The sequence below is a fragment of the Pseudomonas sp. GW822-FHT05A08 genome, from assembly GCF_058800485.1.
Map to the genome: position 1 here is coordinate 2,311,920 of NZ_CM179511.1, position 14,013 is coordinate 2,325,932.

The 14,013-nt window shown below is 63.8% G+C and carries 10 protein-coding genes; 4 read left to right on the plus strand and 6 right to left on the minus strand.

From position 1 onward, the window contains the following. From AC3RCP_RS10515 to AC3RCP_RS10525, 3 genes are all read right to left on the minus strand, one after another. Positions 1 to 1,212, minus strand: coding sequence for a nitrate/nitrite transporter (locus AC3RCP_RS10515; RefSeq protein ID WP_009042928.1), 1,212 nt, complete (start codon positions 1,210 to 1,212; stop codon positions 1 to 3). A 332-nt stretch (positions 1,213 to 1,544) separates the two neighbouring features. Further along, positions 1,545 to 2,120, minus strand: a complete 576-nt coding sequence (locus tag AC3RCP_RS10520) for an ANTAR domain-containing response regulator (protein WP_007932173.1) — start codon at positions 2,118 to 2,120, stop codon at positions 1,545 to 1,547. Positions 2,121 to 2,135: 15 nt separating this feature from the next. Next, positions 2,136 to 3,347: a CmpA/NrtA family ABC transporter substrate-binding protein gene (locus tag AC3RCP_RS10525; protein WP_101337271.1), complete on the minus strand. Its 1,212-nt coding sequence runs from the start codon at positions 3,345 to 3,347 to the stop codon at positions 2,136 to 2,138. 242 nt (positions 3,348 to 3,589) lie between these two features. Here AC3RCP_RS10525 and AC3RCP_RS10530 point away from each other — a divergent pair, with 242 nt between their 5' ends. Then, positions 3,590 to 4,609 (plus strand): quinone-dependent dihydroorotate dehydrogenase, encoded by a 1,020-nt coding sequence (locus AC3RCP_RS10530; protein ID WP_492571637.1) that lies wholly within the window; start codon positions 3,590 to 3,592, stop codon positions 4,607 to 4,609. Between the two features lie 136 nt (positions 4,610 to 4,745). On the opposite strand, the gene rmf is transcribed toward AC3RCP_RS10530, so the two are convergent. Continuing rightward, positions 4,746 to 4,961, minus strand: a complete 216-nt coding sequence (rmf, locus tag AC3RCP_RS10535; protein ID WP_002553055.1) for a ribosome modulation factor — start codon at positions 4,959 to 4,961, stop codon at positions 4,746 to 4,748. A 556-nt stretch (positions 4,962 to 5,517) separates the two neighbouring features. Here rmf and rlmKL point away from each other — a divergent pair. Both rlmKL and AC3RCP_RS10545 read left to right on the plus strand, forming a co-directional pair. Beyond that, positions 5,518 to 7,788, plus strand: a complete 2,271-nt coding sequence (rlmKL, locus tag AC3RCP_RS10540; protein WP_007932188.1) for a bifunctional 23S rRNA (guanine(2069)-N(7))-methyltransferase RlmK/23S rRNA (guanine(2445)-N(2))-methyltransferase RlmL — start codon at positions 5,518 to 5,520, stop codon at positions 7,786 to 7,788. Positions 7,789 to 7,914: 126 nt separating this feature from the next. Next, the gene (locus tag AC3RCP_RS10545) at positions 7,915 to 10,314 is read left to right on the plus strand and encodes a sensor domain-containing diguanylate cyclase (protein WP_492571636.1); all 2,400 of its coding nucleotides are present in this window, start codon (positions 7,915 to 7,917) and stop codon (positions 10,312 to 10,314) included. 57 nt (positions 10,315 to 10,371) lie between these two features. Here AC3RCP_RS10545 and dacB read toward each other — a convergent pair whose 3' ends face one another. Then, a complete protein-coding gene (gene dacB / locus AC3RCP_RS10550; RefSeq protein ID WP_007932190.1) occupies positions 10,372 to 11,832 on the minus strand; it encodes a D-alanyl-D-alanine carboxypeptidase/D-alanyl-D-alanine endopeptidase in 1,461 nt (486 codons plus the stop codon). Between the two features lie 233 nt (positions 11,833 to 12,065). On the opposite strand from dacB, the gene AC3RCP_RS10555 reads away from it, so the two are divergent. Then, positions 12,066 to 12,410 carry a YggL family protein gene (locus AC3RCP_RS10555; protein ID WP_007932191.1) on the plus strand — a complete coding sequence of 115 codons (345 nt, stop codon included), beginning with the start codon at positions 12,066 to 12,068 and terminating at the stop codon, positions 12,408 to 12,410. Positions 12,411 to 12,642: 232 nt separating this feature from the next. Here the strand turns inward: AC3RCP_RS10555 and AC3RCP_RS10560 are convergent, their stop codons facing one another. Then, positions 12,643 to 13,833 carry a benzoate/H(+) symporter BenE family transporter gene (locus AC3RCP_RS10560; RefSeq protein WP_092418163.1) on the minus strand — a complete coding sequence of 397 codons (1,191 nt, stop codon included), beginning with the start codon at positions 13,831 to 13,833 and terminating at the stop codon, positions 12,643 to 12,645. Positions 13,834 to 14,013 lie beyond the last annotated feature (180 nt).

Below are 14,013 nucleotides of genomic sequence, written 5' to 3' on the forward strand. Positions count from 1 at the left end.
TCAGACCCGCGCCGCGGTGACAGCGGCGGAGCCCCAGGTGGTCCGCCAGCGGCGTTTCACCCCGTGCAGGCCGAACCAGGCCAGCACGCCCAGGCTGGCGAACAGCCACAGGGCCAGTTGATAGCTGCCGGTGCTTTGCTTGATCGCGCCCATGCCCGCGGCCAGGGCGAAACCACCGATGCCGCCGGCCATGCCGATCAGCCCGGTCATCACCCCGATCTCGCGACGAAAGCGTTGCGGCACCAACTGGAAGACCGCGCCGTTACCCGCACCCAGGCCGAGCATGGTGCATACGAACAGGGCCAGGGCCGCGTAGGAGCTGGGCAGGTTGAAACCGACCGCGGCGATGCATACCGCCGCGACGCTGTACATCACCAGCAGGGTGCGAATGCCGCCGAAACGATCGGCCAGCGCGCCGCCCAGCGGGCGCATCAGGCTGCCGCCGAACACGCAGGCGGCGGTGTAGTAGCCGGCGGTGACCGGGCTCAGGCCGTACTGGTCGTTGAAGTAGCCGGGCAGGGCGCTGGCCAGGCCGATGAAGCCGCCGAAGGTCACGCTGTAGAAGAACATGAACCACCAGCTGTCGCGGTCGCCCAGGGCCTTGAAGTAGTCGGCCATGGATTTGGCCTTGGGCCGTTCCGGGGCGTTCCTGGCCAGCCAGGCGAACAGCACCAGGGTCAGGATCAGTGGGATCAGGGCGAAGCCGAACACGTTGCTCCAGCCGAAGGCACCGGCCAGCAAGGGCGCGAACAGCGCCGCGAATACCGTGCCGGAGTTGCCGGCCCCGGCGATGCCCATCGCCTTGCCCTGGTGCTGTGGTGGATACCATTGCGAGGCCAGCGGCAGGGCCACGGCGAACGAAGCGCCGGCCATGCCCAGGAACAGCCCCAGCAGCAGGGCCTGTTCATAGCTGTGGATGCCCAGCTTCCAGGCGCAGAACAGCGCGCCGATGACAATCACCTGGCCAATCAGCCCGGCGGTCTTGGGGGACAGGCGATCGGCCAGCAGGCCCATGGCGAACCGCAGCACGGCGCCGGCCAGGATCGGCGTGGCCACCATCAGCCCGCGCTGCTGGGTGGTCAGTTGCAGGTCGGCGGCGATCTGCACGGCCAGTGGGCCGAGCAGGTACCAGACCATGAAGCTCAGGTCGAAGTAGAGGAAGGCCGCGAACAATGTCGGGGTGTGGCCGGATTTCCAGAAGCTTGAATTCATCGCGCACCTCAGCTGTTAAGAGTCTCGAAAGGAGTCATGAGCTTTTGCGTGGGGCGCCATTACGGCCGCTCCACCGGCCCCGGGCTGTGGGGCCAAAACGAAAAAACGCCGCAACCCGCATCGCCTGGAGCGAGAAGGGTGTGCGACGTCTTTGTCGTAGGTGGGGCAACCGCCGTTGGTTACCTGTGCCGATTACATAGCCAGATTTGTGCCAAGAGTTGCAGTCCAGGTGTCCCGGATCGCGGGCAAGCCTCGCTCCTGCAGAAACTCACGGTCGTCTCCGTAGGAGCGAGGCTTGCCCTCGATAGGCCACTGCCCCACAGTTGCGGGATTCAGCCCAGCAACTCGCTCATGGCGATGATCTGCTCGGCCACCTGGATCAGCTTCTGCTGGCGGCTCATGGCCTGGCGGCGCATCAGGGTGTAGGCCTGTTCTTCGTTGCAGTCTTTCATCTTCATCAACAGGCCCTTGGCCAGCTCGATGCGCTTGCGCTCGGCCAGTTGCTGGTCCCGGGCCTGCAGCTGCGCGCGCAAGGCCTGGTCGCTCTCGAACCGGGCCATGGCCACATCGAGAATGGGCTGCAGGCGCTGGGCCTGGATGCCTTCGACTATGTAGGCACTGACCCCGGACTTAATGGCGTGGCGCATCACGTCGGGGTCGTGCTCGTCGGTGAACATCACGATCGGCCGTGGCTGGTCGCGGCTGACCAGCACCACTTGCTCCATCACATCGCGGCTCGGTGATTCGGTATCGATCAGGATCACGTCCGGACGCACCGTTTCGACGCGCGTCGGCAGGTCGATGGTCAGGCCCGACTCGTCGATCACCTCGAAACCGGCTTCCATCAGGGCCGCCTTGAGCCGACCGACCTTCTTGGCGGTGTCGTTGATCAGCAGGATACGCAACATGGTCTCGGGCTCCTGTCAGCGGCTGGCGAGAAGAGGGGAGCTGTCGCTCATGGCGTGCAGCTGGAAGCTGCGGGCATAGGCGGCCGGGTCCGAACCGTCCCATAGCTTGCCGTCGATCAACTGGCTGCTGCGCATGTCCTGGCCCCAGGACGCGACGCCGACGGCGGTGGCGGCTTCACGATAGAGCTCGAGTTGCTGCACCTGGCGCGCGATGCCCAGGTAATCGGGGTCTTCGCGCAGCAGGCCCCAGCGGCGGAACTGGGTCATGAACCACATGCCGTCGGACAGATACGGCAGGTTGACCGCGCCTTCATTATGAAAGCGTAGCGCGTGCGGGTCCTGCCAGCGGTGGCCAAGGCCGTCGGTATATTCGCCGAGCAGGCGCGGCTCGATGCAGTCCAGCGGCGCATCGAGGTACTCGCGGGCGCTCAGCAGTTGCGCGGTGCTCTGGCGGTTCTCGCGGCTCTGCTCGATGAAGCGGCTGGCCTCGAGGATCGCCATGACCAGAGCCCGCGCGGTGTTCGGGTACTGCTCGACGAAGGCGCGGGTGCAGCCGAGGACTTTTTCCGGGTGGTCGGGCCAGATCGCCTGGCTGGTGGCCAGGGTGAAGCCCAGGTTCTGGTTCACCGCGCTGGCGCTCCAGGGTTCGCCCACACAGAAACCGTCGATGCGCCCGGCCTGCAGGTGCGCGACCATTTGCGGCGGCGGCACCACCACGCTGTCGACGTCCTGCAACGGGTGGATGCCCTGGGCGGCCAGCCAGTAATACAGCCACATGGCGTGGGTGCCGGTGGGGAAGGTCTGGGCGAAGGTCAGCCTTGCCCGGCTTTGGTGCACGTGCCGGTGAAGCGCTTCAGGAGTGGTCACGTTCAGGGCTTGCAGCTCCCGCGAGAGGTTGATGCTCTGGCCGTTCTGGTTCAGGCCCATCAGCACCGCCATGTCGCTGGCGTTGACCCCGCCGATGCCCAGGTGCACGGCGTAGATCAGGCCGTACAGGCTGTGGGCGGCATCCAGCTCGCCGCTCACCAGCTTGTCCCGCAGGTTGGCCCAGGACGCCTGGCGCTTGAGGTTCAGGGTCAGGCCGTAAGGCTGGGCGAAGCCCTGGGTGGCGGCGACCACCACCGAGGCGCAGTCGCTCAAGGCCATGAAGCCGAGGTTGATCGCGGTCTTTTCCGGGGCATCGCTGCCGTTGACCCAGGCCAGCGGGCTGACGGGGAGTTCATTCATGGGGTGGCGCCCTCGATAAAAAGCTTCCATAAAAAAACGTCGCACCCGCACGCCAGGCAGAGCCGGCGGGGTAACGACGCCTTTGTCTTTCGACCCACGCCGCCATTGGCCTGGGTGCTGATGCAGGTTGTGGTGCAAGGCATATGCCATTCACCGCTGATTTCGCCGCGTGCCTCGCCTGCGGCCCCCATGCCCGGCTATAATCGCCGCCTCATTTCGCCGCCACCGAGTCAAGCCCGCCCATGTATACCCTGGCCCGCCAGCTGTTGTTCAAACTCTCCCCGGAAACCTCCCACGATCTGTCCCTGGACCTGATCGGCGCGGGCGGGCGTTTGGGCCTCAATGGCTTGCTGTGCAAGGCGCCGGCGCAGATGCCGGTGAAGGTCATGGGCCTGGACTTCCCGAACCCGGTCGGCCTCGCGGCCGGCCTGGACAAGAACGGTGCGGCCATCGACGGCTTCGCCCAATTGGGTTTCGGCTTCGTCGAAATCGGCACCATCACTCCGCGTCCGCAGCCGGGCAATCCCAAGCCGCGGATCTTCCGCCTGCCGGAAGCCGAGGCGATCATCAACCGCATGGGCTTCAACAACCTGGGCGTCGATCACCTGCTGGCCCGGGTGGTGGCGGCCAAGTACAAGGGCGTGCTGGGGATCAACATCGGCAAGAACTTCGACACCCCGGTCGAGCGTGCGGTGGATGATTACCTGATCTGCCTGGACAAGGTGTATGCCCACGCCAGCTACGTGACGGTCAACGTCAGTTCGCCCAACACCCCGGGCCTGCGCAGCCTGCAGTTCGGCGAGTCGCTCAAGCAGTTGCTTGGCGCTCTCAGCCAGCGTCAGCAAGAGCTGGCGGTGCAGCATGGCAAGCGGGTACCGCTGGCGATCAAGATCGCCCCGGACATGACCGACGAAGAAACCGCCGAAGTGGCGCAAGCGCTGATCGAGACCGGAATGGACGCGGTCATCGCCACCAACACCACCCTGAGCCGCGTTGGCGTCGAAGGCATGGAGCATGGCGACGAGGCGGGCGGCCTGTCCGGCGCGCCGGTGCGCGACAAGAGCACCCACACCGTGAAGGTGCTGGCGGGCGAGCTGGCCGGGCGTTTGCCGATCATTGCGGTGGGCGGTATCACCGAAGGCAAGCATGCGGCGGAAAAGATCGCTGCCGGCGCCAGCCTGGTGCAGTTGTATTCGGGCTTCATCTACAAGGGCCCGGCGCTGATTCGCGAGTCGGTGGACGCGATCGCGGCGTTGCGCTGAGGACAGCGGCTTTTTGCGCGGCCAATAAAAAGGGCTCCTGAAAGGAGCCCCTGGGCCGCAGCCCGCCGTCCGGATGGGACGTGCGTGGTTAAGTCGTTACGTATTCAGATTTTGGTGTCGGAATGTGTGCCCTGTTTTAGCCGACGGCGTGAAGTTCGTTGAGTCTGTGGATTCCCGCAGTGCCGGTCATACCGTCCCAGTTGTCGCCGCGTCCTTCGCGCCAGCCATTGATCCAGGCTTGGCGTACCGACGGTAGAGTAAATGGGCAAAGCTCACGGGACTTGCCATGAACGCCATACTGATATCCGCGCAAAAATGCTCTTTCCAACGGATCACGCTTAAGTCTTCTCATAGGGTGTTTCCCTCACTTGTTGACTGTCTTATGTCCCGTCGGCCTCGTTTGAGGCCGGGCAGAATGCTTCTGCCGTTGGTGCTCGCTGCCGGCGTCGCGAGCGTGGCGTTGGCGTCATTGCGGCGCCAACCTGAGTTGATTTCTAACCAATGCGTCACAACGATGGAATGATCGTTTTGTCATAAGGACGTAACGATAATGATGTTGAGGCCATAAGAACGGCCTGCTTTACATCGGGTTGATCAGGCAAACCTCGCTCTGATCAGCCTCTTACTGGATGATGGGCTTAATGCTTTAGTGAGAATTCCATTCCGTTGCACTCAGGTATTATTCGATGAAAGGTCGAGTTATGACCTTTTGTTTCGCTGACTTTATTATCTGCCCCGGCATCTAAGCTCTTTTGACCCCAGTGGTCACCGCTAGCGGCGAGCTGAACAGCAGGGGCGGGACGGCACAGATTCGTGCCACGCGAGCGCTCTTCAAGAAAAGCGCTTGATTGAAAACCGGGCGGACGATGCGTTGTCCGTTCACTTATTGCTAAAGGCCCTGAACTCCCATGTCGGATCGCTACGAACTCTTCCTCACCTGTCCCAAAGGCCTTGAAGGCCTGCTCATCGAGGAAGCCGCCGGGCTTGGCCTTGAAGACGCGCGCGAACATACCTCGGCCGTGCGCGGCATGGCCGACATGGAGACCGCCTACCGCCTATGCCTCTGGTCGCGCCTGGCCAACCGGGTACTGCTGGTGCTCAAGCGCTTCCCGATGAAGGACGCCGAAGACCTCTATCACGGCGTGCATGACGTCGACTGGCAGGACCACATGCTGGCGGACGGCACCCTGGCTGTGGAGTTCAGCGGCCACGGCTCGGGCATCGACAACACTCACTTCGGCGCCTTGAAGGTCAAGGACGCCATCGTCGACCGGCTGCGCACGCCGACCGGCGAGCGTCCCTCCATCGACAAGCTCAACCCGGACCTGCGCATTCACCTGCGCCTGGATCGCGGCGAAGCCATCCTCTCCCTCGACCTGTCCGGCCACAGCCTGCACCAGCGCGGCTATCGCCTGCAGCAGGGCGCGGCGCCGCTGAAGGAAAACCTCGCGGCGGCGATCCTGATCCGTTCCGGCTGGCCACGTATCGCGGCCAATGGCGGCGCCCTGGCCGACCCGATGTGCGGCGTGGGGACCTTCCTGGTGGAAGCTGCGATGATCGCCGCCGACATCGCCCCCAACCTCAAGCGCGAGCAATGGGGTTTCACTGCCTGGCTCGGTCACGTCCCGGCCCTGTGGCGCAAGCTGCATGAAGAAGCCCAGGCGCGGGCCCAGGCCGGCCTGGCCAAGCCGCCGCTGTGGATTCGCGGTTACGAAGCCGACCCGCGGCTGATCCAGCCAGGGCGCAACAACGTCGAGCGCGCCGGCCTCAGTGAGTGGATCAAGATCTACCAGGGCGAAGTGGCGACCTTCGAGCCGCGCCCGGACCAGAACCAGAAAGGCCTGGTGATCAGCAACCCGCCCTACGGCGAGCGCCTGGGTGACGAAGCCAGCCTGCTGTATCTCTACCAGAACCTTGGCGAGCGCCTGCGTCAGGCCTGCCTGGGCTGGGAAGCGGCGGTATTCACCGGCGCACCGGACCTGGGCAAGCGCATGGGCATCCGCAGCCACAAGCAGTATTCGTTCTGGAACGGCGCCTTGCCGTGCAAGCTACTGTTGATCAAGGTGCAGCCAGACCAGTTCGTCACTGGTGAGCGGCGTACCCCGGAGCAACGGCAGATCGAGCGTGAACAGGCCGAGGCCGACAAGGCGCCGCTGGTTCCGCAGGAGCGCCAGTACAACAAGAACGGCAACCCGATCAAACCGGCGCCGGCGCCAGCCCCCGTGGTCGAGCAGGCGCGCCTGAGCGAAGGCGGGCAGATGTTCGCCAACCGCCTGCAGAAGAACCTCAAGCTGCTGGGCAAGTGGGCCAAGCGCGAAGGCGTCGAGTGCTATCGCGTCTACGATGCCGACATGCCGGAATATTCCCTGGCCATCGACCTGTACCACGACTGGGTGCACGTGCAGGAATACGCCGCGCCGAAATCCATCGACCCGGAAAAGGCCCAGGCCCGTCTGTTCGATGCCCTGGCGGCCATTCCGCAAGCGTTGAACGTCGACAAGAGCCGGGTGGTGATCAAGCGCCGCGAACGCCAGAGCGGCACCAAGCAGTACGAACGCCAGAGCGCCCAGGGCAAGTTCACCGAGGTCAGCGAAGGTGGCGTGAAGCTGCTGGTCAACCTCACCGACTATCTCGACACCGGGCTGTTCCTCGACCACCGGCCGATGCGCCTGCGGATCCAGAAAGAAGCCGCCGGCAAACGATTCCTCAACCTGTTCTGCTACACCGCCACCGCCAGTGTGCACGCGGCCAAGGGCGGCGCGCGCAGCACCACCAGCGTCGACCTGTCGAAAACCTACCTGGACTGGGCGCGACGCAACCTGTCGCTCAACGGTTTCTCCGACAAGAATCGTCTGGAGCAGGGCGATGTCATGGCCTGGCTGGAGACCTGCCGCGATGAGTTCGACCTGATCTTCATCGACCCGCCGACCTTCTCCAACTCCAAGCGCATGGAAGGGGTGTTCGACGTGCAGCGTGACCACGTTCAACTGCTCGACCTGGCCATGGCCCGGTTGGCCAGCGGTGGCGTGCTGTATTTCTCCAACAACTTCCGCAAGTTCCAGCTCGAGGAAAACCTGGCGGCGCGTTATGCCGTCGAGGAGATCACCGCCAAGACCATCGACCCGGATTTCGCCCGTAACGGCAAGATCCACCGGGCCTGGAAAATCACCGCCCGCTGAGGTTGATTGGATCCACAGAGCCTTGATTTTCAAGGCTCTTTGCTCTAGCCAAATTAGTGGCGAATAGCTATAACTCAATGCAAGCCCATGTGACGCTCACGTTCGCTGGCGTTATGAGTTTTGCTTATGTCGTTGCACTCGGTACGCCCGAAAATCCTGGGCTTCATCAGCGAAGACGTGTCGGCCTGGCTGGTCGCGTTAGTGGTATTGCTGTTTGGCTGTGTATTGACCGGGCTGCTGGCCTGGTCGACCCTCAATCTGTATCAGCAGCAGTTGCGCCAACGCTTCCAGCTGCTGGCCAGCGAACGTTATAGCCGCATCGAAGAGCGCTTCGAAGATCAGGAGCAGCGCCTGGATGGTCTCAAGCGCTTCTTCATCAATTCCGGCGCGGTCTCGCGCCAGGATTTCGACGGCTACACCCAACCGCTCTTGCATCGTACCCAGGCCTACGCCTGGGCGCCGCGCGTCAGCGGTGCCGAGCGTGCGCTGTTCGAGCGCATGGCGCAGGAACAGGGGGCGCCGGATTATTTCATTGCCGACCTGAATGCCGAAGGCAAGCTGCAGCGAGCCGCCGAGCGCGATGAGTACATACCGGTGCTCTACAGTCAGACCCAAAGCCCGCTGGGCTCGCCCCTGGGGTTCGACCTGCTGGCCCAGCCAATGCGCCGCGACACTCTCGAGCGGGCACGGCGGCGTGGCGGCGTGGCGGTTTCGCAGCCGGTGCGCTTGGTCGGAGTCGAGCCTTCCTACGCGCGCGGCATCATCCTCGCGACTCCCGTCAGCCTGCGTGCCGATGTGGCCATGTCGACCCCCGAGCCTTACGGTTATGTGATCGCGGTGATCAGCATGCGCCAGTTGGTGGTCGATGGTCTGCCCGAGCAGAGTCAGGACAACCTGTTCGTGCAGATCATCGACCTGTCGACCGCCGAGTCGTACGGCAAACTCTATGAATCGAGCAACGGCCCGGGGGACAGCCCACTGGCGGTGAGCCGGGTGCTGAGCCTGGCCGACCATGATTACCAGGTGAACATCCGCCCCAGCGCGGTGTTCCTCCAGGCCAACCATTCTTCGGTGTCCAGCCAGGTGGTCCTGGGCACGCTGCTGAGCCTGCTGCTCAGTGCCTTGCTGTATGTCCTGGTCAGCCAGCGGCAGCGCGCGCTGCGGTTGGTGGAGCAGCGCACCGGGGAGCTGCGGGCCAGGGAGCAGGAATTGCGCGGCACCCACGGACAGCTGCGCAGCGTGCTCAATGCGGCGACCCAGGTGGCGATCATCGCCACCGACCTGCGGGGCGTGATCAGCACCTTCAATGCCGGCGCCGAACATATGCTCGGCTACAACAGCGCCGAGGTGGTGGGCCACTTGACCCTGGAAAGCCTGCACCTGCCCGCGGAGCTGAATGCGCGCGCGCAAGCCCTGAGCCAGCGTTACGGCCGGCAGATCCCGATGTGCCAGGCGATGCTGGTGGACGGTTCCGAAGAGCGGGGCGAGGCAACCCGCGAGTGGACCCTGATGCGCCGCGATGGCAGCCATCTGGTGGTGAATATGCTGGCCACCCCGGTCCTGGACGATCACGGTTTATGGGTCGGGCACCTGGCGATTTGTATCGACATCACCGAACGCAAGCGGGTCCACGAGGCGCTGGCGGCCCGCGATCGCCTGCTGAAGAAACTCAGCGCCCATGTACCGGGCGCCATCTATCAGTTCCAGGTGGATGCCGAAGGCCATTCCAGCTTCAGCTACGTCAGTGACGGCATCCGCGATATCTACGAGATCGATCCACAGCAGTTGCAGCGCGATGCCAACCCGGTGTTCGAGCGTATTCATCCGGACGATGCGGCCCGGGTGCGCGGCTCGATCTGGACCTCGGCGAAAAAACTCAGCCCCTGGCGCGAGGAATATCGGGTGCAGTTGCCACAGCGCGGCCTGCGCTGGATACGCGGTGAAGCGACCCCGGAAAAGCTGGCAGGGGGCGGGGTGCTGTGGCATGGCTATCTGTCGGACATCTCCGACCTCAAGCGGGTCGAGGAAGAGTTGCGGGCCCTGTCGGTCACCGACTCGCTGACCGGTATCCACAACCGCCGCTATTTCCAGGAGCGCCTGCAGACGGAAATGGCGCGGGTCGAGCGCGGGGTGGGCAGCCTGGCGGTGATCATGCTGGATATCGACCACTTCAAGCGGATCAACGACCAGTACGGGCATGCCATCGGCGACATGGTGCTGCGCGGCGTCTGTGAGCGCATCGGCCTTCGTCTGCGGCGCACGGATGTGTTTTGCCGGCTGGGCGGCGAAGAGTTCATGGTGCTGTGCCCGGACACCGATGGCCAGCAAGCCTATGTCCTGGCCGAGGAGCTGTGGCGCGGGCTGCGCAGCTCGCCGATCGATGGTGTGGGCATTGTCACGGCCAGTTTCGGCATCGCCAGCTGGCGGGAGCACGAAGGGGCCGACGGGCTGTTGCTGCGGGCGGATTCCGGGGTCTATGCGGCCAAGCAGGCTGGGCGCGACCGGGTCGAGGCCGAGATGGGGTAGGCAGGGACGCGGAAGTGGGGTGACGCGAGGTTGCCCTCGCGCCACCTGAGTGACGGCTTACAGGGTCGAAGCGGTGTCTGCCAGTTTCGGCTGGCGGTACAGATCCAGCAGCACTTGATCGAGCACCGAGGACGCGCCCCAGGGCTTCGGATCGTTGAGAATCGCTACCACGGCCCAGGTGTTGCCGTTGCTGTCGCGGCTGTAGCCGGCGATGGCGCGGACGGTGTTCAGGGTCCCGGTCTTCACGTGGGCTTCACCGGACATCGCGGTGCGCTTCAGGCGCTTGCGCATGGTGCCGTCCATGCCGGCGATCGGCATCGAACTGATGAACTCCGCCGAGTACGGGCTTCTCCAGGCCGCTTGCAGCATGGAGGCCATTTCGCGGGCACTGACCCGTTCGGCACGGGACAGGCCCGAACCGTTCTCCATCACCAGGTGCGGCGCGGTGATGCCTTTCTTCGCCAGCCACTGACGCACCACCCGTTGCGCCGCCTTGGCATCGTCGCCATCGGCTTCGGTGCGGTATTGCGCGCCGAGGCTGAGGAACAGTTGCTGGGCCATGGTGTTGTTACTGTATTTGTTGATGTCGCGGATGATTTCCGCCAGGTCCGGCGAGAAGGCCCGGGCCAGCACCTTGGCGCTGGATGGCACGGCGGCCAGGCGGTCCTTGCCCTGGATGCTGCCGCCCAGTTCCTTCCAGATGGCGCGTACGGCGCCGGCGGTGTAGGTCGCGTGGTCGAGCAGCGACAGGTAGGTCTGCGAACTGCAACCGTCGCCCAGCTGGCCGTTGACGGTCACGGTGACGCTGCCGTCCGCCTGTGGGACCGGGTTGTAGCGCACGTTGCCGGTGCACTGTTTGCCGCCGATGGCCTTGACCTGGTTGTCGATGCGAATGCTGGCAATCGGCGGCTCGACGGAAATCAGCACCTTGCCCGAATCGTTGCGCGCCACGAAGCGCAGGGCCTTGAGGTTGACCAGCAGGGCGTCGGGCTTGACCAGGAATGGCTTGTTCTCGTCGTTACCGTCGTCGTTGAACTGCGGTAGCTGCGGCTGCACGAAGAAGTTGCGGTCCAGCACCAGGTCGCCGGTCACTTGCTGCACGCCGTTGGCCCGCAGGTCGCGCATCAGCAACCAGAGTTTTTCCATGTTCAGCTTGGGATCGCCGCCGCCCTTGAGGTACAGGTTGCCATTGAGGATGCCGCCGCTCAGGGTGCCGTCGGTGTAGAACTCGGTTTTCCACTGGTGGGTCGGGCCGAGCATTTCCAGGGCGGCGTAGGTGGTAACCAGTTTCATGGTCGAGGCCGGGTTGACCGACACATCGGCGTTGTAAACGGTGGCCGTGCCCGGGCCACTGAGTGGGATCATCACCAGCGACAGGGCGTTGTCTTGCAGTTTGCTGGCCTTGAGGGCCTGTTGAACCTTGGGCGAAAGGGTGGTGTTGACGGGGGCGGCGGAAACGGAAATGGCCAGGGGCAGAAGAAGACCGGCAAGAAAAAGTGGACGCAAAGATTTGATCATGTGAAGTAAAACCCTACAGCCGAGGGGAGAAAAGACGAGGGCATGACGATAAATTCCCTCAGTGGTCACGAAAGTGTCGGCATTATGCCCCAAGGTATAGCGGCTTGTGCCGTGCCGCGGCGGGCTAATGCGCTATTTTTTTCCCAATGGCAGGCCAAGGCCCTCATAGAGTCAGGCAATCGGTTGCTTAAACTGGTAAAGTGCCGCCCGTTATTACTTATGAGGATTGTTCCATGGCCACTAACCGTTCCCGCCGTCTGCGCAAAAAACTGTGCGTAGATGAATTTCAGGAGCTGGGTTTTGAGCTGAACCTGGATTTCAAAGAAGATCTGGCCGAAGAGGCTATTGACGCTTTCCTCGACGCGTTCCTGAAAGAAGCGATGGAAGCCAACGGCCTCGGCTATGTTGGTGGCGATGACTTCGGCCTGGTTTGCCTGAGCAAACGCGGTTCGGTCAGCGAAGAGCAACGTGCCAAGGTCGAAGCCTGGCTCAAGGCCCGCACCGAGCTGACCAGCGTTGAAGTCAGCCCGCTGCTGGACGTCTGGTACCCGGAAAACTCGATCAATCCGGTAGCCTGATGTGCTGAGTCGGTGGCCCGTCCGGGTCGCCGACTCACGGCTGTCGCGGTACAGCCTTCTCTATTTATTTCCCCCGCAGAACCTTTATATGCCTCGGGCCTGTTTTCCGGGATTTCGCGTGGGCGAGTTTTAGCCGCTGCCGTAGGCTGCGATCGCGACCGAAGGACGCGCAAGGTCTTGAGATCGCTGAAGCCCTTCGGGCTTATCGCAGCTTGCGGCAGCGGCTACAGGCTTATTCGTTGTTCCAGTTCAGGATTACCAGGGTCAGCACGCCGGCCACGATTCCCCAGAACGCCGAGCCGACGGAGAACAGGGTCAGGCCCGAGGCCGTCACCATAAAGGTGATCAGCGCCGCCTCGCGTTCCTTCACCTGGCTCATGGCGATACTCAGGCCGTTGATGATCGAGCCGAACAGCGCCAGTGCGGCGATCGACAGCACCAGCTCCTTGGGCAGGGCCGCGAACAGCGCCGCCAGCGTGGCGCCGAAGACCCCGGCGATGCCGTAGAAAATCCCGCACCAGACCGCCGCGGTGTAGCGCTTGTTGCGGTCCTCGTGGGCATGAGGGCCGGTGCAGATCGCCGCGCTGATGGCCGCCAGGTTGATGCCGTGGGAGCCGAACGGCGCCAGCAGCAGGGAGGCGATACCGGTGGTAGTGACCAGTGGCGAGGCCGGGACGTTGTAGCCGTCGGCGCGCAGCACGGCGACCCCGGGCATGTTCTGCGAGGTCATGGCCACCACGAACAGCGGGATGCCGATGCTGATGGTCGCTGCCAGGGAAAAGTGCGGGGTGGTCCACACCGGCGTGGCGACTTCCAGGTGGAATTGGCTGAAGTCCAGCAGGCCCATCACCCCGGCCAATGCAGTGCCGATCAGCAGCGCGGCGAGCACCGCATAGCGTGGCGACAGGCGCTTGACCAGCAGGTAGCTGAAGAACATGCCCAGCACCAGGCCGGTGCGGTGCTGCGCGGCGACGAAGATCTCGCTGCCGATCTTGAACAGGATGCCCGCCAGCAGTGCCGCGGCGAGGGAGGCCGGGATGCGCTTGACCAGGCGTTCGAAGCTGCCGGTCAGGCCACAGATGGTTACCAGCACCGCGCAGGTGATATAGGCGCCGATGGCTTCGCCGTAGCTCACCCCGGACAGGCTGGTGATCAGCAGCGCGGCGCCGGGGGTCGACCAGGCGACGGTGATCGGGGTGCGGTAGCGCAAGGACAGGCCGATGCTGCAGATGGCCATGCCGATGGAGATGGCCCAGATCCACGAGGAAATCTGCCCGCTGGTCAGCCCGGCGGCCTGTCCGGCCTGGAACATCAGCACCAGGGAGCTGGTGTAGCCGGTCATCATGGCGATGAAGCCGGCGACTACGGCCGAGGGCGAAGTATCGGCCAGGGGGCGTAACGGCGCGAGGGAGGCGTCGGACATGGAGCACTGTTCCTTGTTCTGATAAAGATATCTGTCGCCCGAAAGCCCGGCGCAGGGGCGTTGGGTGACGAAAGCAGGGGCCAAGCCTAAACGTAAAAGTAACCGTTCATTGCAATACAGCCAGGGCGGCAAATGGCCGTACAGTCGTTGTGACCGCCTGTGGCCCATACAGTTATTGCG